This is a genomic window from Aestuariivivens marinum, from assembly GCF_022662175.1.
GTDB lineage: Bacteria > Bacteroidota > Bacteroidia > Flavobacteriales > Flavobacteriaceae > Aestuariivivens > Aestuariivivens marinum.
In genome coordinates this window covers 179254-203908 of record NZ_JAKMCR010000003.1, presented here as the reverse complement: position 1 = coordinate 203908, position 24655 = coordinate 179254, and the positions used below count along the sequence as shown (strand labels likewise).

Here is a 24655-nt window from a genome sequence, read left to right as displayed (position 1 = left end):
TAAAGTAGATTCCTGCCTTCACTTCGACAAGCTCAGCATGACACGCAGGAATGACAAATTATTTTCTTTTTACTTTGTATAACACGCCAACTAAAAGCAACAACCCTAATAGTATAGAGCTAGCCAAAGTGATTTTACTACCTGTTTTAACAACATCAGGGTCAAACTTAAATTCAATGGTATGGGTTCCTGCAGGAATTTCCATACCACGCAACGTATAGTTCACACGAATATGATGGCTTGGTTCACCATCGATAAAGGTTTTCCAGCCATTACCATAATACACTTCAGAAAACACAGCAAACCCGTCATGGTTATTATTAGATTGGTATTTTAGATAGTTTGGCTTATGTTTAATTAAATCAATGGAAACAGTCGAGTCCTTTTCAAACGATTTAAAGCCCCTACTTTCCTTTAATAAATATTTAGGCTTCTTGATGTAAGTATAAACTGCTTTATTCTTTGTATCCAAACTATCCAAAGCTAAAATTTCATCTTTTGCTGAATCCAATCGCTCTAAAGACTCAACAAACCATGCATTACCATTAGCCTCCTCGTTTAAATAACTTGTTACAACTCCTTTTTCATCTTGTGCAATGATATATTTGACATTTAACATGTTTAAAATATTCATGTTGTTTTGGGTTACATAGAAATCAAAAACATCTTCATAACGTCTTAGTTTAGCTGCATGATAGCCATTTAATGAATTATGGAAATAGGAAGCTCTAGCCCCAGAGGAAGTCACATCAAAAACTCTAAAATGCGTCGTGTCCCTAACAATATCTTTATCAGCTTCATTCATTTGGTATGGGTTTTTCATTTGATAAGACGACACAAAATCATCATTATTCACATAGCGCCTGTCAACACCAACCAAATCAAACAGAATAAGTGCTCCAAAACCGATAAGCACCCACTTTTCCTTTGTTTTATTCTTCAAATAACCATAAATAAGTCCCGAAGAAATTAAAACCAAAATAAGCGAACGCAAAATATCTGTAGTGAAAACAGCTTTTCTATCAGCTTTAATCGCATCAATAAAGTCTTGTCCATAATTTTGACTATAAAACCCATCATTAACACCAGCAAAACTAAAAGACGACTTAAACAATAACAGCAAAACAGCTACACCTCCAGTTATAATAACAGAGTACTTTAAAGCCTTTAATTTTTCGGCTTCGTTTTCAAAACCACTTAGCAGTTTAACTAATGCAAAAACCCCTAGGATAGGAATACACAATTCCAAAATAACCTGAATAGAGCTAACCGCTCTAAACTTATTATACAGCGGCACATAATCAATAAAGAAATCGGTTAAAAAACCTAGGTTTTTTCCGTAAGAAAGCAAAAGCGAAAGTATTGTACCCCCTACTAGCCACCATTTCAAGCGCCCTTTAACCAAAAACAACCCTAACACAAACAAAAAGACTATAACTGCTCCTACATAAGCGGGCGCTTCAACAATGGGTTGATTCCCCCAGTACAAAGGTGCGTGTTTCGATGCCTCCAAAGCCTGACTTGGAGACGCTCCCAGCTTTCTATATGCTTCATAGGTATTGGATTCCTTACCTAAATTTTCACCATTTCCTCCACCTGTAAGCCTTGGAATAAATAGATTTAATGACTCAAAAATCCCATAGCTAAATTGGGTGATGTATTCTTTGTCCAACCCACTAGATTCCTGCTTTTGAGAACCGTCTGGATTTATAGTCAATTCACTTTTTCCCCTTGAACTTTCCTTGACGTACTCTTGGGTAGCCAAAATCCCCGTAGCATTTAAGGCAATTGAAAGCACAACAGCTAAAGCCAACACTCCAACCGATTTAAAATAATGAGGTAGTACTTGTTTTTTATAAGCATCTACCAAGTAAGCAATTCCCAACACGATAACCAACAGCAACAAGTAATAGGTCATTTGAAAATGATTGGCGACCAATTCCAGTCCCATAGCTGCTGTAGTAATCAAAAATCCTAAAATGTACTTTCTTTGAAACGTGAGTATAATACCGCTTAATACCAAAGGCATATAGGCTATGGCATGGGCTTTACTGTTATGGCCTACGCCCAGAATAATAATTAAATACGTTGAAAATCCAAAAGCCAATGCTCCTAGTACGGCCAGCTTATAATCGACCTTAAGGACCAACATAAGTACATAAAAACCTAATAGGTAAAGAAACAAATAATCGGCTGGACGTGGTAAAAATCGAAATGCTAGATCCAGTTTTTTAATGTAATTATGTGGATATTTTGCTCCGAGTTGATAGGTGGGCATACCTCCAAAAGCACTATTGGTCCAATAGGTTTCTTCACCTGTTGTTTCCCTAAAGTGATTTTGCTGTTTAGACATCCCAATATATTGCATGATATCACTTTGGAAAATGGCTTTTCCTTTTAAAACTGGACTAAAATAAGCTAGAGAAATAACAACGAAACCTATTATCACTAATAGGTGTGGCACAATTTTATTAAAAGAAAGTGGCATAAACAGGTTTTAAAAACTATGAGGTTTGAAAATTAATCAATTTCTTCGTAATCCACATAGTCGCCAACATCTTTATTGGATGTTTTCATGTTGGGCATTTTATCAATAGTCACTTCACCTTCCTTTTTAGGTTTTTCTTGGGGAGCGCGTCTTTGAAATTGTCCAAATTGCTGACCAAATCGTTGCTCGGCTTTTTTAGAAACATATTTTATTAAAAAAGGAGTAAGTAAACGTGATATTATTTTTATTCCGAAATAGATTAATAGAATAATGAGTATCATTCTAACTAATCCAGTTGCAGAAGCGTGTTGAAGCATAAACTTGATTTTTAGCAAAAATACAATTCTAAGGACTTAAAAAGCGTTTATAAATGATAAAAAAACTATAAAATATCTATATTTGAGAACCTTTTACATAAAAAAATTAACCTATTTACCACTGGTTTTAATCTAATTAATAAGCTATGAAGTCTGTCCGATCTACCATAACCCTAATATGTATAACCTTAAGCACACTAGCTTTTGCGCAATATACTGAAGTAATAAACTCCAATAGGCCAGGTGTTTCCAGGAGTGCTTTTTCTGTTGGTACGAACGTTTTACAATTAGAAGTTGGACCTTATATAACAAACGAAGAAAGAACTCCGGCTTTAAGAAATAAAGTGTCTGGCTTTGGTGTTGATTTTGCTGTACGCTATGGGTTGCTATGGGAAGAATTGGAAATTAATGTCGAAGGCACCTACCAGAATGACACTAAAACCTATTATTCCAGTGTTCCGTTTGAAGAAGACCGATCTAACTTTAAATATGTTTCAGTTGGTGCTAAATATTTAGTATACGATCCTTATAAAAATGCAGACAATAAGCCAAATCTTTATAGCTGGAAAGCTAATCACCGTTTTAAATGGAGTTCTTTAATACCTGCAGTATCAGTTTATGCTGGAGTTAATTATGATACTGAAAACAATCCCTACACAGCTGCAGACATCTCTGGGTTTAGTCCTAAAATTATGATAGCCACACAAAATAATTTTGCTGGTGGATGGGTGTTTGTTATGAATTTAATTAAGGATAGGATTGGTACAGATCAATCTGATTTTCAATACATCCTTACCTTAACACATTCGTTTAATCCGCAATGGGTTATATTTGGTGAAACCCAAGGTATTAAAAGTGATTTTTATGCTGATAATTTATTCCGGTTTGGCGGAGCCTATCTTTGGAACCAAAACTTTCAATTGGATACTGCCTTAACGTTCAATACCAAAGATACCCCAGCTGTTTTTGGTGTTAATTTTGGTGCTTCATATCGTTTTGATTTTCATAAAGACAAAGAAACAGATATAGATAATGGCGGATCTGCAAAAGAAGAAGGCAAACGACAAGCCAGACGTAATAAGACAAAAGGCTCCAGTTCAAAAACAAGAAAGCAAAAAAGAAACATGATTGATTTTGATTAATATGGTTACACTTAAAGAAGTAAAAACTAAAGCAGACTTAAAAACATTTGTAAAGTTTCCTTTTAAACTCTACAAAGATTCAAAATATTGGGTTCCACCAATTATAAGCCAGGAATTAAAGACTTTCAACAAAAGCGAAAACCCTGTTTTTAATGATGCTGAAGCGGTTTTGTATTTAGCCTATAAGGAAGGGGAAATTGTTGGGAGAATAGCGGCTATAATCAATTGGATTGAGGTAAAAGGACAAAATCAAAGAAAAATGCGTTTTGGCTGGTTTGATTTTATAGACGACCTAAGCGTATCCCAAACCCTTTTAAATAAGGTGGAAGAAATAGGGAAAGTGCACAATCTCGAATATGTAGAAGGCCCTGTTGGATTTTCTAATTTGGACAAGGTGGGCGTTCTTACAGAAGGATTTGATTCCATAGGTTCTATGATTACATGGTATAACCATCCCTATTATGTCAAACATTATGAAGCGGCTAATTACAAGGTCGAGAAAGGATATATAGAAAGTAGATTTGATTTTAAAAATGTAAACCCTGACACCTTTTCCAAAGCTAATGAGCTTATAAAAAGACGCTATCAACTTAAGGCGTTAAACTTTACAAAAACTAAAGAAGTTATGCCTTATGCTGATAAGATGTTCGACCTATTTAACGCATCCTATGCTTCATTATCTTCATTTGTAGCTATCAACGATATACAAAAGGCTTATTTTAAGAAGAAATTTATAAGTTTTGTAAATCCCGAATATATCAAGTTTATTATAGATAAAGAAGACAGCTTAATTGGTTTTGCTATCGTTATGCCTTCTTTTGCTAAAACCATACAAAACATAAAAGGGAAATTGTTTCCTTTTGGATTTACTCAAATTCTAAAAGCAAAAAAGCACAGCAAAGATGTTGTTTTTTATTTGATTGGTATTCGTCCTGATTACCAACACAAAGGTGTGCATGCAGTTATTTTTAACGAGTATTATAAAGTATTTACTGAAAAAGGTATTCAAACCTGTTACAGAACCCCAGAGCTTGAAGATAATATTGCAATACAACAAATATGGAAGCATTTCGGGCCCGAAATATACAAGCGCCGAAAAACATTTAGGAAAGATATTGTTTAAACAAGAAAATCAATTCAATATTGAATCGATTTTATATTTAAAAACTTCTAATTTAATTATTCCCCCATTGCTGCCATAACAGCTGCAGACAAACGTTTATAAGTACCATTATCCAAACGTTCCCGTATAGCATCAAAAGCATCTAAGGTTTCCTCAACATCCTGTAAGGTATGGGTAGCAGTTGGAATCATTCTTAGTAAAATTAACCCTTTAGGTATAACAGGGTAAACTACTATGGAGCAGAATATTCCATAATTTTCTCTTAGGTCTTTAACCAAGGCCATAGCTTCTGGAATACTCCCTTTTAAGTACACTGGAGTTACACAACTTTGTGTGGTACCAATATCAAAACCACGTGCCTTTAATCCAGATTGTAAGGCATTAACAATGGTCCATAAGTTTTGCTTTAACTCAGGCATGGTTCTAAGCATATCTAAACGCTTTAATGCACCAACAACTAATTGCATTTGCAAAGATTTGGCAAACATTTGAGAGCGTAAGTTGTATTTCAAGTAGTCAATGATTTCTTGATCACCCGCAATAAAAGCACCTGTGCTTGCCATAGATTTAGCAAAAGTGGCAAAATAAACGTCAATATCGTCTTGAACCCCTTGCTCCTCACCTGCTCCAGCACCTGTAGCCCCTAGGGTACCAAACCCATGTGCATCATCAACGAACAATCTGAACTTATATTTCTTTTTTAAGGCTACAATTTCTTTTAAACGGCCTTGCTCACCACGCATACCAAAAACACCTTCAGAAATCACCAAAATACCACCACCAGTCTGTTCTGCCATTTTGGTAGCGCGTTCTAGGTTTTTCTCTAAACTTTCTACATCGTTATGCTTATAGGTAAAACGTTTACCCATGTGCAGTCGAACTCCATCTATAATACAGGCATGCGCATCTACATCATATACTATGATATCGTCTTTAGACACTAAAGCGTCAATGGTAGATACCATACCTTGATATCCAAAATTTAAAAGATAAGATGCTTCTTTCTTAACGAAAGCCGCTAATTCATCCTGAAGTTTTTCGTGCAAATCGGTATGACCAGACATCATTCTAGCTCCCATGGGATAAGCCGAACCGTATTGAGCTGCTGCCTCTGCATCTACTTTTCTAACTTCAGGGTGATTGGCCAAGCCTAGATAATCATTGATACTCCATGTTATGACATCCTTTCCTTGAAACTTCATGCGATTTGATATTTCACCTTCCAATTTTGGAAACACAAAATACCCTTCTGCCTGTGAAGCCCATTTCCCTAATGGTCCTTTATCCTTATAAATCTTATCAAATAAATCTTTCATTTATTCCAACTATTAGTGCTATTAATTTAAGGCAAAGCTAATCATACTTTTTAGTATGAAATAATAAAAACTTAAAACCTTAGTTCAGTCTGCAAAATTAAATATTTAAATGGTTTGAGCATAATTTTTTAATAGACAATTACAAACAGAACAAAAAAAGAGGCAACCTATTGCAAATACAATAAAAGTTGCCTCTTTTAAAGGTTAAAAAATTTTGACTATTTTATGTATTGAATGTTTTCTGCAGCTTCATTGACACTATCAAAAAAGCCTTGCTCATTCATCCACTTATCACTATATATTTTACTCATGTAACGCGAACCGTGATCCGGAAAAATCACAACAATACGATCTCCTTTTTTAAATTTTCCTTGCTCGTTCAATTGTTTAACCGCCTGCATTACTGCTCCCGACGTATACCCTACAAACAAACCTTCTGTTTTAGCTATTGCCCGAGCTGTATGGGCACTATCTTCATCGGTAACTTTTATAAATTCATCAATAATATCGAAATCCGTAGCCGATGGTATTAAATTCTTTCCTAAACCTTCAATTCGGTAAGGATAAATCTCTTTTTCATCAAACTCTTTGGTTTCATGGTATTTTTTTATCACCGAACCAAAGGCATCAACTCCAAAGACTTTGATGTTTGGATTTTGCTCCTTTAAATATCTCGCTGTACCAGAAATGGTTCCTCCAGTTCCACTACAGGCAACCAAATGTGTGATTTCACCTTGAGTTTGTTCCCAAATTTCAGGACCTGTGCTCTGATAATGGGCATCAATATTTAATTCATTAAAATACTGATTAATGTACACCGAACCTTTTATCTCCTCATGTAGACGTTTGGCTACCTGATAATAAGATCTAGGATCATCTGCACTAACATGGGCAGGACAAACATAAACTTTTGCTCCCATGGTCTTTAGCATATCAATCTTATCGGCCGAAGATTTTGAACTTACAGCTAAAACACATTCGTAACCTTTAATAATACTAACCATGGCAATACTAAAACCAGTGTTTCCAGAGGTGGTCTCAATAATGGTATCACCAGGTTTTAAAATACCTTGCTTTTCAGCTTGTTCAATAATATAAAGTGCTATTCTGTCTTTTGATGAGTTCCCGGGGTTGAAAGATTCAACTTTTGCTAAGTAACTCCCTTTGAAGTTTGTCGTAAATTTATTAAGTCTTACAAGAGGTGTTTGACCTACTAAATCTAAGACGCTATCAAAAACTTGGTTGTTATGTTTCATAAACGCTTTTTAAGAGCCAATTTATTTATAGGAAATAAATATAACCTAAAACCTTGCAAAAATAGTATATTTTTTTTTATTAGTTATGAATTCCTTCTAAATCCAACAAAAAAGCATATTCCAATGCCACCTCCTTTAAGCTTTCAAATCGTCCTGAAGCCCCACCATGCCCTGAGTCCATATCAGTGTGTAACAACAATATATTGCTGTCTGTTTTAAGTTCCCTTAATTTTGCTACCCATTTGGCAGGCTCCCAATACTGCACTTGCGAATCGTGTAGCCCCGTTGTTACCAACATATTGGGATAAGCTTTAGCTTCTACATTATCATAGGGAGAATAGGATTTCATATAATGATAAAATTCTTCTTTATTAGGATTTCCCCATTCATCATATTCACCTGTAGTTAAAGGGATAGAATCATCCAACATGGTTGTCACCACATCCACAAAAGGTACAGCCGCCAAAATACCATTGTACAATTCTGGATTCATATTAATAACTGCCCCCATAAGCAAACCACCAGCTGAACCGCCATAAGCATATAAATGTTTAGCTGACGTGTACTTTTGCTCAATTAAATATTTGGAGCAATCAATAAAATCGGTAAAGGTATTTTTCTTGGTCAATAACTTACCATTTTCATACCATTCCCTTCCTAAATATTCTCCACCTCGAATATGTGCAATGGCATATATAAATCCGCGATCCAATAAGCTTAATCTAATACTTGAAAACGAAGGGTCGATAGTAGAGCCATAAGAACCATAAGCATACTGTAGCAATGGAGTTTGACCGTCTAGTTTGATTCCTTTTTTATAAACTAAGGATATTGGTACTTTAACACCGTCCTTTGCAGTTGCCCAAACGCGTCTGGACTCATAATTTTCCTTTTTAAACTTTCCTCCTAAAACCTGTTGTTCTTTTTTAATCTTCCTTTGCTTGGTCTTAAGGTTATAATCTATAACTGCACTTGGAGAGGTTAACGAATTAAACCCATAGCGCAACACATCACTATCAAAATCGGGATTATTACCTATATATGCTGTATAGGTTTCGCTATTAAATGGCAAATAATAATCTTCTTTACCGTCCCAACTCATAATACGCAAACGGTTAAGTCCATTTTCACGTTCATTCACCACCAAATAATCTTTAAAAATTTCAATATCTTCAATTAAAACAGCTTCTCTATGTGGTAAAACCTCTTGCCAATGTTCTATTTCAGTATGTATCTCACTGGTTTTTAAAAGTTTAAAATTAGTAGCTCCGTCACTGTTGGCGATAATATAGAAGCTGTCATTATAATGTGAGATACTGTAATCCAGTTCCCTAGTTCGTTTTTGAAAAACTTTAAATTCCTCATGAGGTGTATTGGCATCCAAAAATCGATATTCTGTTGTTAATGTACTAGACGAGCCTACAACAATATACTTTCTAGATTTAGTCTTGTACACAAATGTATTAAAGGTTTCATCCTTTTCATGGTAAACCTCGAGATCTTTATCTTCAGTGGTATTTATTATATGCTTATAAATTTTATGCGAACGGAGTGTTATTTCATCTTTACGAGAATAAAACAGAGTTCTATTATCATTAGCCCATGTGGCACTGCCCGTTGTATTGGCAATTTTATCGGGATAGATTTCTCCCGTTATTAAATTTTTAATTTGAATTACATACTGTCTTCTACTCACAACATCAGTAGAAAAAGCAGCCATGGTGTTATCCGGACTTATGGAAATACCTCCTAGGTTGAAATAGGCAAGGTCTTTGGCCATGGCATTGCAATCAAACAGTATTTCCTCTGGAGCTTTTAAGGTTCCCTTTTTTCTAACATATATAGGGTAATCCTTTCCTTTTTCATAGCGAGTTAAATACCAATAGCCATTTAATTTATAGGGCACAGTGGTATCGTCCTCCTTAATCCTACCCTTCATTTCTTTGAAGAGCACCTTTTGAAACGCTTCCGTATGCCGCATCATACGCTTGGTATAATCATTTTCTGCGTTCAAATAGTCTATTACATCATTATTTTCCCTATCATTTAACCAATAATAATTATCAATCCTAACATCGTCATGAATAATTAGTTGCTTTGGTTTCTTGGTGGCGGTCGGTGTTTTGGCTTCAATCATTCGTTGACTCATTGATTTGTCCTTTTTACAGGAAACGGCAAAAATAAAACTTAGAGATATAATAATTAAGCTGTTTTTCATTTTTCCTTGTAAAATACAATCCATTTCCCCTTAAATTGTAATAAATTAGCCCTTTTAAAACTTAAAATTAAAGGAATATGTTTGGAGATATGATGAACATGATGGGGAAACTTAAGGAAACCCAAAAAAAAGTTGAAGACACAAAAAAACGCTTGGATACGGTTTTAATTGACGAGTCAAGTAATGACAATAAACTAAAAATAACGTTAACGGCCAATAGAACCATTAAAGCCATTACAATTGATGACGAACTTTTAGATGATAAAGAACAGCTTGAGGATTATTTAATTCTTACCCTAAATAAAGCCATAGAAAAAGCAACTGGCGTAAATGAAGCCGAACTTGCTGCTGTTGCTAAAGAAGGCTTACCCAACATACCAGGAATGGATATGTTTAAATAGTTTTAGTTGTTAGTCAAATTTTGTTTCTTTTAACACCTGCATTAGCCTTTCATGCATTTCATTGTTATAATCCATATGAGTGACCATACGCAACTTTCTACCACCCATGCCAATGATTTGAATGTTTTTATTTGCTAATTTTTTAACAAATCCTATTTCATTTATATCGGTATTCAATTCAAAAATAACAATGTTAGTTTCAATAGGTTCAATGGTTCTGATAATTGATAGTTTTGCTAAGGTCTCACCTATTTCTTTTGCTTTTTTATGATCTTCAGCCAATCTTTCAATATTGTTATCCAAAGCATATAAAGCTGCTGCTGCCAAATAACCTGCTTGTCTCATATTGCCTCCAAAAATCTTACGAATTCTAATGGCATTTTTCATAATAGCCCCGTCTCCAACCAACACCGAACCAACAGGACAACCCAAACCTTTACTCAAACATACAGAGATAGTATCAAAAACCTCACCATACTGTTTGGTAGTTTCATTTTTGGCCACTATAGCATTCCATATACGAGCACCATCCAAATGAAATCCTAGCTCATGGTTAACACATACTTTCCTTATTTTTAAAATTTCATTGAAGTCCCAACAAGCACCACCTCCTTTGTTAGTAGTATTCTCAATCTCTACCAAACTCGTTTTGGCATACCAGTAGTCAGGAGGATTTATGGATTCCAACACCTGTTCAGCTGTAAACATGCCTTTATTGCCATCAATCAATTTGCATGAAACCCCACTATTAAATGAAGCCCCACCAGATTCATAATTGTAGATATGTGCAAATTTATCACATATAACTTGTTCTCCAGGAATGGTGTGCAACTTAATGGCTGTTTGGTTTGCCATAGTGCCGCTCGGAAAAAACAAGGCTTTTTCTTTACCAAACATGGTTGCTATACGCTGTTCCAATTGTTTTACCGTTGGGTCTTCTCCAAACACATCATCACCTACCCGAGCCTGCATCATGGCATCCAACATTTGAGGACAAGGTTTAGTTACTGTATCACTTCTAAGATCTATTATCATGGTTAAAAATTTGATGGTTAAAGCTATAAAATTATGTTCATATTATTTTCTGCTGAATGAAGAAATTCTATTTTTGTGCTACAATATATTAAAGAGGTTATTGATCTTTTTTATAAGAGTTATGTGTAATGAATTAATTAACTTCAATAACTTTATAACCCTATAACTAATAACTTAGTATGATTACTTCCGATCAAATTAAAGATCTTAATACCCGCCTTGATAAACTAAGGCACTATCTTTGACATAGATACCAAGCTTATAGAAATACAAAACGAAGAAGAACAAACTTTCGACCCCAAATTCTGGAACGACCCAAAGGCTGCCGAAGCCGTAATGAAATCTCTTCGGGTCAAAAAAAAATGGGTGGAGGATTACAATACTGTTAAAGCCCTTATTGAAGATTTAGATGTGCTTTTCCAGTTTTTCAAAGAAGGCGAATCTACCCTTGAAGAAGTAGAAAACCAGCATAAAAAAGCTGCAACCTTAATTGAAGATATAGAATTTAAAAACATGCTCTCTGATGAAGGCGATGGTCTTAGTGCTGTACTTCAAATTACTGCTGGTGCTGGCGGCACCGAAAGCTGTGATTGGGCCAGTATGCTCATGCGCATGTACTTAATGTATGCCGAAAAAAGTGGGTTTAAAGTTAAAGAACTTAACTTTCAAGAAGGTGATGTGACTGGTATAAAAACAGTCACTCTTGAAATTGAAGGTGACTTTGCCTTTGGTTGGCTTAAAGGAGAAAATGGTGTTCATAGGTTAGTACGCATCTCCCCTTTTGATAGCAATGCTAAACGCCATACCAGCTTTGCATCAGTTTATGTGTATCCCCTGGTTGATGATTCTATAGAAATAGAAATCAATCCAGCCGATATTGAAATTACCACAGCACGCTCCAGTGGTGCGGGTGGACAAAACGTTAACAAGGTAGAAACTAAAGTACAGTTAACGCATAAACCTACTGGAATTCAAATATCTTGTTCAGAAACGCGTTCACAGCACGATAATCGAGCACGTGCTTTGCAAATGCTAAAATCACAATTGTATGAAATTGAATTACAGAAACAAATGGAACAACGGGACGATATTGAAGCAAGTAAAATGAAAATTGAATGGGGAAGCCAAATACGCAATTATGTGATGCATCCTTATAAATTAGTAAAAGATGTTAGAACAAGTTATGAAACAGGAAATGTAGATGCCGTTATGAATGGTGATATCAATGCTTTTTTAAAGGCTTATTTAATGATGATGGGCCAAAAACAGGAAGATAATGGCTCGCTATAGATGACAAAAATAAACGCCATTATATTTGATCTGGGTGGGGTTTTGATTGATTGGAACCCTGAGTACTTATTTCTTGACGTTTTTAATCACGATAGAGATAAAATGAAATGGTTTTTCGATCATGTTTGTACCAGTGATTGGAATGAAAATCAAGATGCTGGCTACCCTATGGCAAAAGCCACTGAAGAAAGGGTGGCTTTGTTTCCTGAATACGAAAATGAAATACGAATGTTCTATGGCAAATGGGTAGATATGCTAGGGGATGCTATTCAGGGAACAGTTGAAATTTTAAAACAATTATTGGATTCAGAAAAATATAAAGTAATTGCCTTAACCAATTGGAGTTCAGAAACTTTCCCAATTGCCCTTGAAAAATTTGATTTTCTTCATTGGTTTGAAGGCATTATCGTTTCAGGGAAGGAAAACACTAGAAAACCTTTTAAGGCTATTTATGACATAACTTTAAATCGCTTTAACCTAACTCCTGAAAATTCAGTGTTCATAGATGACAATTTAAGGAACATTGAAGCAGCAAAAGCATTGGGCATTAATTGCATTCACTTTAAAAACCCCGAACAATTAAAACAAATATTAACGCAATATAATATTCAGTTATCATGATAACCATTTATCACAATCCGCGATGCACTAAATCCAGACAGGGTTTGGAAATAGTAGAAAACTCAGGTAAACCTTTTCAAATTATAAAATACCTTGACGAAAAACTTTCGACTAACCAATTAAACATAATTGTTAAAGCCTTGGGCATTAAACCAATTGAGTTAGTAAGGAAAAACGAAGCCATTTGGAAAGAAAATTTTAAAGGAAAAGATTTAACCGATATTGAGATTATTAATGCCATGGTGGCAAACCCTAAACTCATTGAACGTCCTATTGTTATTAATGGCAACAAAGCAGTGATTGGTAGACCGCCTGAACGCATACTTTCCATTATTTAATTTTAAAAATAGTATTTCTTTTAACAAATTATTAACCAATACCCCTTAAACCATAGTCTATTTTTGTGGTCAAATTTGTTAAAAACTATTTATGTATAGATTGTCCTTGGCCATGATAGTACTATTAGCCTTTTCGGCAGTATTAAATGCCCAGCATAAAAACCCGATAGAAACTACATTTAATATAAAAAAAGTAGTAGTATCTGGTAAAGTTATCGAAAATGAAACCAAGCAACCACTTGAATATGCTACAGTTTCTTTTTATAGCCATAAGGAAAAAAAGATTATTGATGGCACAATTACGGACATTAATGGTGATTTTGAAATAAAAGTTTCAGATGGCATTTATGATATTAAAATCGAATACATTTCATATAAATCCCATGAATTAAAAAACCAGAACATTCAATCCGACATAAATTTAGGAACCATTTCTTTAGAATTGGATATAGCAGCTTTGGATGCAGTGGAGGTTATTGCCGAAAAAACGACTGTAGAAATAAGATTAGACAAAAAAATCTATAATGTTGGTAAAGACCTTACCGTAAGTGGAGGAACTGTAAGTGATGTACTGGATAATGTACCATCGGTCTCAGTTGATATTGAGGGTAACGTAGCTCTAAGAGGCAATAATAATGTACGTATATTAATTAACGGTAAACCTTCAGGGTTAGTTGGCCTAAACTCTACAGACGCTCTAAGACAACTTCCCGCCGAAGCTATTGAAAAAGTAGAGGTAATTACTTCTCCTTCTGCGAGATATGAAGCACAAGGAACTGCTGGAATATTAAATATCATTTTACGAAGGAGCAAACTACAGGGGTTTAATGGGGCGATAACCGCTAATGGTGGCCATCCAACTTCTGGTGGTTTTTCGGGAAATACCAACTTTAGGACAAAAGATCTAAACTTTTTTAATACTTCAGCATATAATTACAATACATCCATAGGCCATTCCTATAATTATACGAGATATAATAACACAGGAAATTATGCAGATGAAATAAGGGATTGGGAAAACACAAGAAAAGGTTTGACAACTAATTTTGGCATAGAATGGTATATCAACGATTCTGCTTCTTTAACAACTTCTGTGGTTTATCGTGATAGTGATAATGAGCAAAATTCAACAAATGTATTAACACAGTTTGATGAAAACAGGGATTTATTAGGTGAAACTGTTCGTTTAGATCCAGAGTTTAGTGGTTCGAAAACCATACAATATGCAACAAATTTTACAAAAAACTTTGAAGAGGAAGGACATAAATTTACACTTGATTTTCAATATGAAGAAAACAACAACGATAAGTTATCATTGATTTTGACTGATGGTGTTAACACAGATAACCTTTCTACTATAGAAGATCAATCATCTATTTTATTACAAACCGACTATGTATTGCCTATTGGCGAGAACAGTCAATTCGAATTGGGATACAGAGGGGATTTCAGTACAAAATCGACAGACTATGAAGTGGAAATACTCAATAACCAAGGACAATTCGAAATAGACAACAACCTATCCAATTTGTTCAACTTTAAGCTTTATATTAATGCATTATATGCACAATATGGAAGCAAAATTGATAAATTCTCCTATTTGTTGGGATTAAGAATGGAGAATACCCAAACAACAATAGACCAACCTACCACAGGTGATTTTAAGAAGAAGAATATTACTGGATTATTTCCTACAGTAAATTTAAGCTACGAATTTAGTGAAAAAGAAAGTTTAACACTTGGCTACAGTAGGCGTATTGAAAGACCACGTTCTTATCACTTAAATCCATTTCCATCCAGGACTAGTTTAACTAATATATTTCAAGGTAATCCAGATTTGGATCCTAGTTATTCATCTCTATACGATTTAGGTTATTTAAATCGACTTGACAAATTAACTCTTAGTTCCTCCATTTATTTACAGCGTGAAAAAAATGAAAGCAATTGGGTGAGCTATGAAACTGGAGAAATTGTAAATGTTAACGGACAAGATTTACCTGTGATTGCAAGATCTCCAGTAAATTTTGCAACAGAAAAAAGATATGGCTTTGAATTTAATGTAAGCTATACCCCTAACCGAAAATGGCGTATTAATACAGATTTCAACCTTTATAATAACATTTTGAAAGGCGAATTTAATGGTGTGAATTTTGATAATGAAAACTTAACTTGGAGAACAAGGTTAACCAATAAATATACTTTGCCAGGGAACATCGATTGGCAAACGAACCTTAATTATAGAGGTCCAAGCCAGGATAGCCAAAACAAAAGAGACGCTATTTTTTCGGCAGATTTGGCTTTTAGTAAGGATTTATTTAAGGAAAAAGCATCTGTTGTTGTTAATATAAGCGACATATTAAACAGTAGAAGATATAAAGGAGATATAAATACCGAAACTTTTTCAAGTAAAAGAGATTTGCAGTTTAGAGGTGGTAGAATTCTAAAAGTATCATTTACCTATAGGTTCAATCAAAAAAAGAAACCGGAAAGATCTGGAGATGGTTTTGGTGGTGGAGACATGGAAATGTAACATAAAATCGTTTAGTAAAAATCATAAAAAAAGGGAGCTAAATTTTTTAGTCCCCTTTTTTATATAATTGAATACGCTTAAGAATTTAATCTCTTTGCTTTCTTTTCCTCCCTAATTTCCTTTAATCTTTCAATTAATGAACCTCCAATCCAGTAAGGAATTACAAAGGTTAATAAAAATATCATCAACCAAAAACCAATAGTTAATATGGTTAAAAATGCTAAAAAGCCTAAATATTGATCAAATTCGAACATAACTGTTAATATCTTTTTAATATGCCGCAAATATAACGCAAAGCAATGTGTTTTACAATATCAAACTAAAATTTATTAACAGAGTTTTTCACTAGTTTAAATTGGGCTGTGGTGTTAATCGCAAATAGGGTTTAACTTCCTTAAAGCCTTTTGGAAATAAATCGGGTATGTCTTCTGTAGCTACGGCAGGCACAACAACACAATCATCACCATTATTCCAATTGGCCGGTGTCGCAACCTTATGGTATGCAGTTAATTGCAATGAGTCAATGACTCTCAATAATTCATCAAAATTCCTTCCAGTTGATGCTGGATAAGTAATAATTAACTTAACGGTTTTATCAGGGGCTATAACAAACACCGAACGCACAGTTAATTGACTATCCGCATTTGGATGGATCATATCATACAACACAGACACCTTTCTATCCTCATCCGCTATAATTGGAAAATTTACAGTTGTTCCTTGTGTCTCATTAATATCATTTATCCAACCCTTATGAGATTCTATGCCATCAACACTTAAGGCCACAACCTTAACATTTCTTTTATCGAAATCTGCTTTATACTTTGCCACAGTACCTAGTTCTGTAGTGCAAACAGGTGTATAATCTGCTGGATGCGAAAATAAAACTCCCCAACTATCACCAAGCCAATCATGGAAATTAATATTCCCTTCTGTAGATTTTGCATCAAAATTCGGTGCTACATCTCCTAATCTAATTGTTGCCATAATGTAAATATTTATGTTAAATTTTTATTCCTATTAAATTAGTATATTATAAAAGACTGACCAAAAAATTGTTGTTATATATGTGTTAAAACTCAACTAAAAAAACTAACAGATATCATAAAACAAAACACATTAAAACAATTAACTTTGCAATTCAAAACTAAATCATTTTAACAATGAGTTATAGAATAGAAAAAGACACAATGGGCGAGGTAAAAGTACCTGCAGATAAACTTTGGGGAGCTCAAACAGAGCGCTCTAGGAATAACTTTAAAATTGGAGCTTCAGCTTCAATGCCGTTAGAAATAATTTATGGCTTTGCCTATCTTAAAAAAGCAGCTGCATTTACAAACTGTGAGTTAGGTGTTTTACCAATTGAAAAAAGGGATTTAATTGCTAACGTTTGTGATGAAATATTAGCTGGCAAACACGATGACCAATTTCCATTGGTTATATGGCAGACTGGTTCTGGCACACAAAGTAACATGAATGTAAATGAAGTAATAGCTAATAGAGCCCAACAACTAGCAGGAAAAGTAATTGGAGAGGATGAAAAAGTAATACAGCCCAACGACGATGTTAATAAATCACAATCATCAAACGACACGTTCCCTACAGGAATGCATATTGCTGCCTATAAAAAAATAGTTGAAACTACCATTCCGGGTGTAAAACAATTGCGAGACACCTTAATGAAAAAATCGGAAGCCTTTAATAATGTAGTTAAAATTGGACGCACTCATTTAATGGATGCTACCCCTTTAACTTTAGGACAAGAACTTTCTGGATATGTAGCTCAATTAGATCATGGCTTAAAAGCTTTACATAATACTTTACCGCATTTAAGTGAGTTAGCTTTAGGTGGCACAGCAGTAGGTACCGGTTTAAATACCCCTAAGGGTTACAGCAAACGTGTTGCTGAATATATTGCAAAATTTACAGCACTACCTTTTGTAACAGCCCCTAATAAATTTGAAGCCTTAGCTGCCCATGATGCTTTGGTTGAAACACATGGTGCATTAAAGCAATTAGCAGTTTCCTTAAATAAAATAGCCAACGACATTCGCTTAATGGCTTCTGGACCACGTTCTGGCATTGGGGAAATTATTATTCCTGCTAATGAACCAGGAAGTTCCATTATGCCTGGAAAAGTCAATCCCACCCAATCTGAAGCCTTAACTATGGTTTGCGCCCAGATTATGGGTAACGATGTTGCTGTGTCTGTAGGTGGTTTACAAGGCCATTACGAACTCAATGTCTTTAAACCTGTAATGGCAGCAAATGTTATACAATCTGCACAGTTATTAGGAGACGCATGTGTTAGTTTTGATGTTAATTGTGCTATAGGTATAGAGCCAAATCATGATGTAATTAAAAAATTAGTTAATAATTCATTGATGTTGGTAACTGCTTTAAACACTAAGATTGGCTATTACAAAGCTGCTGAAATTGCCAATACAGCGCATAAAAATGGTACTACACTTAAAGAGGAAGCCATTAATTTAGGTTACGTTACAGAAGAAGACTATGATGCTTGGGTTAAACCCGAAGACATGGTTGGTAGTTTAAAATAATTTTGTTTAAAAAATAAAAAACAGGCATTACTCAAATTGATATTGCCTGTTTTTTTTGGTTGGTTAGCTATCAATCCTTTTAATCATAAAAAGAAATCGGGTTAAATTTATAGTTTAAAAAACACATTCTTGTTAACAAATGTTAATCCGTGTCAATTTTTTTTCTAATTCTGCTTAATTGTACTGGGGTAATACCAAGGAAAGAAGCGATATGGTACTGAGGGATAATAGTATCTAAATTGGGTATTTGTCTACGCAACGCCAAATAGCGGCCTTTGGCATCCAATGAAATAAGTTCAACCAAACGTTTTTCATATTTTGTATAAACAACTTCCAAAACTTTTGCATAAAGCGCACTTAATTGAATATTGTTTTTACATAACGTCATTAGTTTAGCATATTCTATTTCGTATATTTTGCAATCTCCAAGGGTTTCAAAAACAAACAAGGAAGGCTTTTTTCTTATTAGGGCTGTTAATGAAGCAACAAAAGATATTGGTAAATAAAAACTCTTATTATACTCTTTACCTTCTTCAGTTATTAAATAACATCTAATTAATCCAGAAACTAACATGTATATCTTGGTGGGAACTTCATTAAGTTTTACTAGCTGTGTGCCTTCAGGAACCTCCCTAAATACAGAAATACTTTTTAGTTCTTCAAAAATATCTTCAGAAATATCAGTAATGGAATTTAAAAAGTCAAAATTTTTGTTACTCATGAATCCTGTTTAAAGTATTTAAAACAACCTTTTAGATATTTATCTATACATTAGTTAAAGTTAGTGAAATTATTATATTGTTCCTAAATTTGAACTATTATTGTTAGTTTTAAATTTAAAACATTATAACACTATAAAATAACTACTCTAAATATCAATTAATGAAATTACTTATTGTTAATATAAAAGAACTTTTACAAGTTAGGGATAAAGCCATAGAAATTGTCTGTGGAAAAGATATGGGTATACTTCCTACAATAAAAAATGCCTATATATTAATTGTAAACGATCGTATTGTAAAATATGGTCCTATGTCTGAATGCCCTAACATAGAAACAGACAAAACAATTGATGCCACTGGTAAGCTTGTTCTACCAACCTGGTGCGATTCTCATAGCCATATCGTTTATGCTGGTAATCGTGAACAGGAATTTGTAGACAGGATTAATGGATTAAGTTATGAAGAAATTGCAAATCGTGGTGGTGGTATCCTAAATTCTGCCAAAATATTAGGAAATACTAGTGAAAATGATTTGTTCGAGCAATCCATAAAAAGGGTAAACCAGGTTATTAAGATGGGAACGGGAGTCCTAGAAATTAAATCTGGTTATGGTCTTTCTTTGGAATCCGAATTAAAAATGCTTAGGGTCATTAGAAAAATAAGGGATAGTGTTCCTATAAAAATAAAAGCTACTTTTTTAGGAGCCCACGCCCTTCCAAAAAAATTCAAAGATGATAAAAAAGGATATCTACAACATATTGTAAGTGATATGCTTCCTGTGGTTATGGAAGAAGGCTTAGCAGATTATATTGATGCTTTTTGTGAAAAGGGCTATTTTTCTTTAGAAGATACAGAACAAATAATGGTTGCAGGAAAAAATTATGGCCTCATTCCTAAAATACATGTCAACCAGTTTAACGCTTTTGGTGGTGTTGCACTTGCTGTTAAATACGGGGCACTGAGTGTTGACCATCTTGAAGAATTGAACGATGAAGATATTGAGGCCTTGAAAGGTTCCAAAACCATGCCTGTAGCATTACCTTCCTGCTCTTATTTCTTAAGTATTCCATACACCCCTGCAAGAAAAATAATTGATGCTGGTTTACCATTGGCTTTAGCAACCGATTACAATCCAGGATCTACTCCAAGTGGTAATATGAATTTTGTGGTTAGCACTGCTTGTATTAAAATGAAAATGACCCCAGAGGAAGCTATTAATGCTGCTACAATTAATGGAGCCTATGCTATGGGATGTTCAACGGATTATGGTAGTATTAGCATTGGAAAAAAAGCCAACATAATAATCACCAAAGAAGTGCCTAGTTATAACTATTTACCTTATGCTTTTGGTGAAAACCATATTGATAAAGTCATTATTAACGGAATAGTTATGTAAAACCAAACTTGTGTAACTACTTTAAAAAATGATAGCCAAATTATATGATATCACTTATTAATATCACTTAGAACTTAAAATAAAACTTGCTACTAAAATATGAGAAAAGAACAACGTAGAAAAGGATGGAACGAAATTAAAACAAATGATTCTTGGGCCATTTTTAAAATTATGGGTGAATTCGTCAATGGTTTTGAAAAAATGAGTCAAATAGGTCCTTGCATTTCTATTTTTGGTTCTGCTCGCACAAAACCTGAACATAAATACTACAAATTAGCTGAGAGAGTGGCTAGAAAAATTGTAGAGTCTGGCTATGGAATCATTACCGGAGGTGGTCCAGGTATTATGGAAGCAGGAAACAAAGGTGCTCATTTAGGAGAAGGTACGTCCGTTGGATTAAACATTGAATTACCTTTTGAACAGCATGATAATCCTTATATAGATCATGACAAAAGTCTGGATTTCGATTATTTTTTTGTTAGAAAGGTAATGTTTGTTAAATATTCGCAAGGATTTGTGGTTATGCCAGGTGGTTTTGGCACATTAGACGAATTGTTTGAAGCTATGACGCTTATTCAAACTAAAAAAATTGAAAAGTTTCCAATAATACTGGTTGGTTCCGAGTTTTGGGAAGGTCTAATACAATGGATCAAAGAAACATTACTTTTGAAGTTTTCAAATATAAGTGTTACAGATTTGGATTTAATACACCTTGTGGACAATGAAAATGAAGTTATTGAAATATTGGATTCATTCTACAAAGAGTATCGCTTAAGTCCAAACTTCTAAGTTTTCAATTCTCTATAGTTTTATTGAATTAAAACCCTTAGAAGATATATTTCGCTATATTGCAATGCCTTTTACCAAATCGTTTACAGCCCAAATGCTAATAAAAATTGAAACAAGATTTTCCTAGAATACTATTATTTTTTTTACTACCCTTTTTAGCGCTTTGTCAAGACAAAATTCATGTAAAGGCTAAATTTGATGTTGAAAACAGACAAATATCCATAAAGCAACAAATTACCTATACCAACACTACACAAGACACTTTAAAGACCATTTTTTTAAATGATTGGAATAATAGTTATGCTACAAAAAAAACAGCCCTAGCCACAAGAATAGCTGATGAATATATCAACGATTTTCATTTGGCAAAAAATGAAGATCGAGGTTATTCTGTAATAACTTCTATAAAACAAAACAATCAAGACATAACCTATCAACAGCTTAAAGGACAAATAGATGTCGTTAAAGTAGATCTTAAAACACCTTTATATCCACAGGCATCCTATACTATAACCTTAAAATATCTAGTAAGAATTCCAAATGATAAATTTACTAATTACGGTATAACACCAGAAGGCGACATAAACCTAAAGTATTGGTATATCACACCTGCAGTTTACGATGGGATATGGCACTATTTTAGTAATAAAAACCTAGATGATTTATACATTCCAAAAGCTAATCTTAGTTTAGAGATAGAATTTCCAAAAGCCTATTATTTAACATCAGAATTAAATATTGACAATACACTGGAAGACACTGAAAAGAATCGCATAGTTAAGCTAAGTGGAAGAGATAGAGTAAACACAAGACTTTATTTGAATAAAACTAAAATTTTTGACAAAATTGAATCTAATGGGTTTTCACTAATTTCCAGTATTGATGATGAAGGTCTTGAATCTATAGACAAAGCAATTATAACAGACAAAGTTACCGAGTTTATCATCAAAAATTTAGGAGATTATCCACACGAGAAACTAATTGTTTCACAAATCGATTTTATAAAAGATCCTATTTACGGACTAAACTTTTTACCAAAATTCATAAAACCGTATCCTAATCATTTTCAATATGAATTAAACCTATTAAAAATAGCTTTACACAATTATTTAGAAAACACATTACTTGTAAATCCTAGAAAAGATCAATGGTTATTGGACGCTATACAAATTTATTATTTAATGAAATATGTTGATGACCATTATCCCAACATGAAGTTTTTGGGCTCAATTTCAGGTTTTTGGGGTATCCGGTCGTTTCATGCAGCTAATATGAAATTTAATGAAAAATATATGTTTGCATATATGCTTATGGCTAGGACCAATAGAGATCAGCCGTTAACAATGGCAAAAGATTCATTATTAAAATTCAATAAAAATATTGCTAATAAATATAAAGCAGGGGTTGGCTTAAAGTATTTAGATGATTTCATAAATTCCAATATAGTAGAAGAAGGCTTAACCGCTTTTTTAAAAGAAACGAAACTAAAACCAACAACAACAAAGGCCTTTGAAACGCACATAAGATCTAGAACTACAAAAGATATCGATTGGTTTTTTACAGACTATTTAAATACACGAAAAAAAATAGATTTTAGAATTAAGAATGTCAAAAAAAGTGATGATTCGATAACACTTACTATTAAGAACAAACGTCATAACAGTATGCCTGTATCACTTTACTCGCTTAATAACGACAGTATTATTTCTAAAATATGGGTTGAAAACATTAGTGAAAGTAAAACCATTTCAATACCCAAACAAAACGTCAACAAATTGGTCTTAAACTATGAAAAAACTATCCCTGAAATTAATTTAAGAGATAATTGGAAATCATTAAAGGGATTTTTCTTCAACAATAAACCGCTTCAGTTTAGATTAATTAAGGATGTTGAAGACCCACATTACAACCAAGTATTTCTACTACCACTTGCCGAGTTTAATAATATATACGATGGAATTACATTAGGTATGCGATTCTACAATACTGCATTACTAAGAAAACGTTTTAATTATAAGATTGCGCCTAAATATTCATTTAGATCAAAATCTCTTACTGGAGCTGCAGCCATATCTATGGAACATTATTTTGAAAACAGTAATTTATATTTATTAAACTACGGTGTTAGAAGTGGTTACACATCTTATGCTGAAGACTTATTTGTTAGGCAATTTATTCCCTCGGTTACACTATTGTTTAGGCAAAAGAACGATTTTAGATCAAATAAAAGACAAGCTCTAATCTTTAGGTATGTAGATATAAATAGGGACAATGATCCAAATAGCACATTAAGTTCATCAGAACCTAATTACAGTGTCTTTAATACAAAATACATCCATTCCAACGATAATTTAATTCATTTCAACAAATGGTTTATTGATTTTCAAGCTGCAAAGCACTTTAGCAAACTATCGTTTAATTATGAGTACAGGAAGCTGTTTGAAAGCAATAGGCAATTAAATTTGAATCTTTTTGCAGGAGCTTTTATAACTAACAATAACGACCCCACATCGGACTATTTTAGTTTTGCACTTGACAGACCAACAGATTATTTGTTTGATTATGCATATTTGGGCAGGTCTGAAAGCTCAGGGATTTTTAGTCAGCAGTACATTGATGCCGAAGGCAGGTTTAAATCGAAATTGGATACTCCTTTTGCTAACCAATGGATTACAACATTAAATTCCAGTACTACACTCTGGAATTATATTTTGGCTTATGGCGACATTGGGTTAGTAAAAAATAGGGGAAATAATCCAAAATTTGTTTACGATTCAGGGATTAGAGTTAATCTTGTGACCGATTATTTTGAAGTTTATTTCCCAATTTACTCCAATTTGGGTTGGGAAATTGGACAACCTAACTATGATCAAAAAATAAGGTTTAAGTTCACAGTAGATCCGCAGGTCTTACTAGGTTTATTTAGAAGACGGTGGTATTAGAATCTTTTAAAAATTGAATTATTATCTGTTTTAATGGTATTTTTTTATTAATTTGAAATTTTCAAGGTGAAATATTCTATTTTTTTATCATATTGATAATTATTTAGCATGTCCAATAATTGCAAAAACAACAAACTTTAACTACATTTGCAACGCATTAGAACCAATAT

Annotated in this window: 20 protein-coding genes; 11 read left to right on the top strand and 9 right to left on the bottom strand. The window is 33.7% G+C overall.

The features are described 5' to 3' along the window. Positions 1–58: 58 nt before the first annotated feature. Positions 59–2488: a YfhO family protein gene (locus MR053_RS10120; protein WP_242132323.1), complete on the bottom strand. Its 2430-nt coding sequence runs from the start codon at positions 2486–2488 to the stop codon at positions 59–61. Between the two features lie 32 nt (positions 2489–2520). After that, complete coding sequence (locus tag MR053_RS10115) at positions 2521–2805, bottom strand: DUF4834 family protein (RefSeq protein WP_242132322.1); 285 nt, start codon at positions 2803–2805, stop codon at positions 2521–2523. A 146-nt stretch (positions 2806–2951) separates the two neighbouring features. Between MR053_RS10115 and MR053_RS10110 the strand changes: the two genes are divergently transcribed. After that, positions 2952–3947 carry a transporter gene (locus tag MR053_RS10110; protein ID WP_242132321.1) on the top strand — a complete coding sequence of 332 codons (996 nt, stop codon included), beginning with the start codon at positions 2952–2954 and terminating at the stop codon, positions 3945–3947. Between the two features lies 1 nt (position 3948). After that, on the top strand, positions 3949–5070 hold the full coding sequence (locus MR053_RS10105; RefSeq protein ID WP_242132320.1) for a GTP cyclohydrolase: 1122 nt from the start codon (positions 3949–3951) through the stop codon (positions 5068–5070). 56 nt (positions 5071–5126) lie between these two features. Here MR053_RS10105 and MR053_RS10100 read toward each other — a convergent pair whose 3' ends face one another. The 3 genes from MR053_RS10100 to MR053_RS10090 form a co-directional block, all read right to left on the bottom strand. Then, a complete protein-coding gene (locus MR053_RS10100; RefSeq protein WP_242132319.1) occupies positions 5127–6386 on the bottom strand; it encodes an aminotransferase class I/II-fold pyridoxal phosphate-dependent enzyme in 1260 nt (419 codons plus the stop codon). Positions 6387–6604: 218 nt separating this feature from the next. Then, positions 6605–7642, bottom strand: a complete 1038-nt coding sequence (locus MR053_RS10095; protein WP_242132318.1) for a PLP-dependent cysteine synthase family protein — start codon at positions 7640–7642, stop codon at positions 6605–6607. Between the two features lie 79 nt (positions 7643–7721). Next, the gene (locus MR053_RS10090) at positions 7722–9791 is read right to left on the bottom strand and encodes a S9 family peptidase (RefSeq protein ID WP_242132317.1); all 2070 of its coding nucleotides are present in this window, start codon (positions 9789–9791) and stop codon (positions 7722–7724) included. A gap of 146 nt (positions 9792–9937) precedes the next feature. On the opposite strand from MR053_RS10090, the gene MR053_RS10085 reads away from it, so the two are divergent. Beyond that, complete coding sequence (locus tag MR053_RS10085) at positions 9938–10261, top strand: YbaB/EbfC family nucleoid-associated protein (protein WP_242132316.1); 324 nt, start codon at positions 9938–9940, stop codon at positions 10259–10261. Between the two features lie 9 nt (positions 10262–10270). Here MR053_RS10085 and MR053_RS10080 read toward each other — a convergent pair whose 3' ends face one another. Beyond that, entirely contained in the window at positions 10271–11296 is a 1026-nt protein-coding gene (locus MR053_RS10080) for a threonine aldolase family protein (RefSeq protein ID WP_242132315.1), read from the bottom strand. A 179-nt stretch (positions 11297–11475) separates the two neighbouring features. Between MR053_RS10080 and prfB the strand changes: the two genes are divergently transcribed. From prfB to MR053_RS10060, 4 genes are all read left to right on the top strand, one after another. Next, positions 11476–12586, top strand: a protein-coding gene (gene prfB / locus MR053_RS10075) for a peptide chain release factor 2 (RefSeq protein ID WP_242132314.1) whose coding sequence is annotated in 2 segments (ribosomal slippage) — positions 11476–11538 and positions 11540–12586 — 1110 coding nt in all. Because the reading frame shifts where the segments join, the coding sequence is not laid out codon by codon here. Beyond that, positions 12587–13207 (top strand): HAD family hydrolase, encoded by a 621-nt coding sequence (locus MR053_RS10070; RefSeq protein ID WP_242132313.1) that lies wholly within the window; start codon positions 12587–12589, stop codon positions 13205–13207. It begins immediately after the preceding gene. Then, positions 13204–13545, top strand: a complete 342-nt coding sequence (gene arsC / locus MR053_RS10065; protein ID WP_242132312.1) for an arsenate reductase (glutaredoxin) — start codon at positions 13204–13206, stop codon at positions 13543–13545. Before MR053_RS10070 ends, arsC begins: the two co-directional genes overlap by 4 nt. A gap of 112 nt (positions 13546–13657) precedes the next feature. Next, on the top strand, positions 13658–16075 hold the full coding sequence (locus MR053_RS10060; protein WP_242132311.1) for a TonB-dependent receptor domain-containing protein: 2418 nt from the start codon (positions 13658–13660) through the stop codon (positions 16073–16075). A 77-nt stretch (positions 16076–16152) separates the two neighbouring features. Here the strand turns inward: MR053_RS10060 and MR053_RS10055 are convergent, their stop codons facing one another. Both MR053_RS10055 and MR053_RS10050 read right to left on the bottom strand, forming a co-directional pair. Further along, complete coding sequence (locus MR053_RS10055; protein WP_242132310.1) at positions 16153–16329, bottom strand: hypothetical protein; 177 nt, start codon at positions 16327–16329, stop codon at positions 16153–16155. Positions 16330–16420: 91 nt separating this feature from the next. Next, entirely contained in the window at positions 16421–17062 is a 642-nt protein-coding gene (locus tag MR053_RS10050) for a peroxiredoxin (RefSeq protein ID WP_242132309.1), read from the bottom strand. Between the two features lie 176 nt (positions 17063–17238). On the opposite strand from MR053_RS10050, the gene fumC reads away from it, so the two are divergent. After that, positions 17239–18636: a class II fumarate hydratase gene (gene fumC / locus MR053_RS10045; RefSeq protein WP_242132308.1), complete on the top strand. Its 1398-nt coding sequence runs from the start codon at positions 17239–17241 to the stop codon at positions 18634–18636. Between the two features lie 142 nt (positions 18637–18778). Here fumC and MR053_RS10040 read toward each other — a convergent pair whose 3' ends face one another. Then, positions 18779–19357, bottom strand: a complete 579-nt coding sequence (locus tag MR053_RS10040) for a Crp/Fnr family transcriptional regulator (protein ID WP_242132307.1) — start codon at positions 19355–19357, stop codon at positions 18779–18781. A gap of 161 nt (positions 19358–19518) precedes the next feature. Here MR053_RS10040 and hutI point away from each other — a divergent pair, with 161 nt between their 5' ends. From hutI to MR053_RS10025, 3 genes are all read left to right on the top strand, one after another. After that, positions 19519–20754: an imidazolonepropionase gene (hutI, locus tag MR053_RS10035; protein ID WP_242132306.1), complete on the top strand. Its 1236-nt coding sequence runs from the start codon at positions 19519–19521 to the stop codon at positions 20752–20754. A 99-nt stretch (positions 20755–20853) separates the two neighbouring features. Then, positions 20854–21543 carry an LOG family protein gene (locus MR053_RS10030; RefSeq protein WP_242132305.1) on the top strand — a complete coding sequence of 230 codons (690 nt, stop codon included), beginning with the start codon at positions 20854–20856 and terminating at the stop codon, positions 21541–21543. A gap of 107 nt (positions 21544–21650) precedes the next feature. Then, positions 21651–24485 (top strand): gluzincin family metallopeptidase, encoded by a 2835-nt coding sequence (locus tag MR053_RS10025; RefSeq protein WP_242132304.1) that lies wholly within the window; start codon positions 21651–21653, stop codon positions 24483–24485. Positions 24486–24655: the final 170 nt, after the last annotated feature.

What these genes read in the sequence shown, in the direction of transcription:
- MR053_RS10120 (WP_242132323.1), bottom strand. Translation starts at nt 2,488, where the DNA reads ATGCCACTTTCTTTTAATAAAATTGTGCCACACCTATTAGTGATAATA.
- MR053_RS10115 (WP_242132322.1), bottom strand. Translation starts at nt 2,805, where the DNA reads ATGCTTCAACACGCTTCTGCAACTGGATTAGTTAGAATGATACTCATT.
- MR053_RS10110 (WP_242132321.1), top strand. Translation starts at nt 2,952, where the DNA reads ATGAAGTCTGTCCGATCTACCATAACCCTAATATGTATAACCTTAAGC.
- MR053_RS10105 (WP_242132320.1), top strand. Translation starts at nt 3,949, where the DNA reads ATGGTTACACTTAAAGAAGTAAAAACTAAAGCAGACTTAAAAACATTT.
- MR053_RS10100 (WP_242132319.1), bottom strand. Translation starts at nt 6,386, where the DNA reads ATGAAAGATTTATTTGATAAGATTTATAAGGATAAAGGACCATTAGGG.
- MR053_RS10095 (WP_242132318.1), bottom strand. Translation starts at nt 7,642, where the DNA reads ATGAAACATAACAACCAAGTTTTTGATAGCGTCTTAGATTTAGTAGGT.
- MR053_RS10090 (WP_242132317.1), bottom strand. Translation starts at nt 9,791, where the DNA reads ATGAGTCAACGAATGATTGAAGCCAAAACACCGACCGCCACCAAGAAA.
- MR053_RS10085 (WP_242132316.1), top strand. Translation starts at nt 9,938, where the DNA reads ATGTTTGGAGATATGATGAACATGATGGGGAAACTTAAGGAAACCCAA.
- MR053_RS10080 (WP_242132315.1), bottom strand. Translation starts at nt 11,296, where the DNA reads ATGATAATAGATCTTAGAAGTGATACAGTAACTAAACCTTGTCCTCAA.
- MR053_RS10070 (WP_242132313.1), top strand. Translation starts at nt 12,587, where the DNA reads ATGACAAAAATAAACGCCATTATATTTGATCTGGGTGGGGTTTTGATT.
- arsC (WP_242132312.1), top strand. Translation starts at nt 13,204, where the DNA reads ATGATAACCATTTATCACAATCCGCGATGCACTAAATCCAGACAGGGT.
- MR053_RS10060 (WP_242132311.1), top strand. Translation starts at nt 13,658, where the DNA reads ATGATAGTACTATTAGCCTTTTCGGCAGTATTAAATGCCCAGCATAAA.
- MR053_RS10055 (WP_242132310.1), bottom strand. Translation starts at nt 16,329, where the DNA reads ATGTTCGAATTTGATCAATATTTAGGCTTTTTAGCATTTTTAACCATA.
- MR053_RS10050 (WP_242132309.1), bottom strand. Translation starts at nt 17,062, where the DNA reads ATGGCAACAATTAGATTAGGAGATGTAGCACCGAATTTTGATGCAAAA.
- fumC (WP_242132308.1), top strand. Translation starts at nt 17,239, where the DNA reads ATGAGTTATAGAATAGAAAAAGACACAATGGGCGAGGTAAAAGTACCT.
- MR053_RS10040 (WP_242132307.1), bottom strand. Translation starts at nt 19,357, where the DNA reads ATGAGTAACAAAAATTTTGACTTTTTAAATTCCATTACTGATATTTCT.
- hutI (WP_242132306.1), top strand. Translation starts at nt 19,519, where the DNA reads ATGAAATTACTTATTGTTAATATAAAAGAACTTTTACAAGTTAGGGAT.
- MR053_RS10030 (WP_242132305.1), top strand. Translation starts at nt 20,854, where the DNA reads ATGAGAAAAGAACAACGTAGAAAAGGATGGAACGAAATTAAAACAAAT.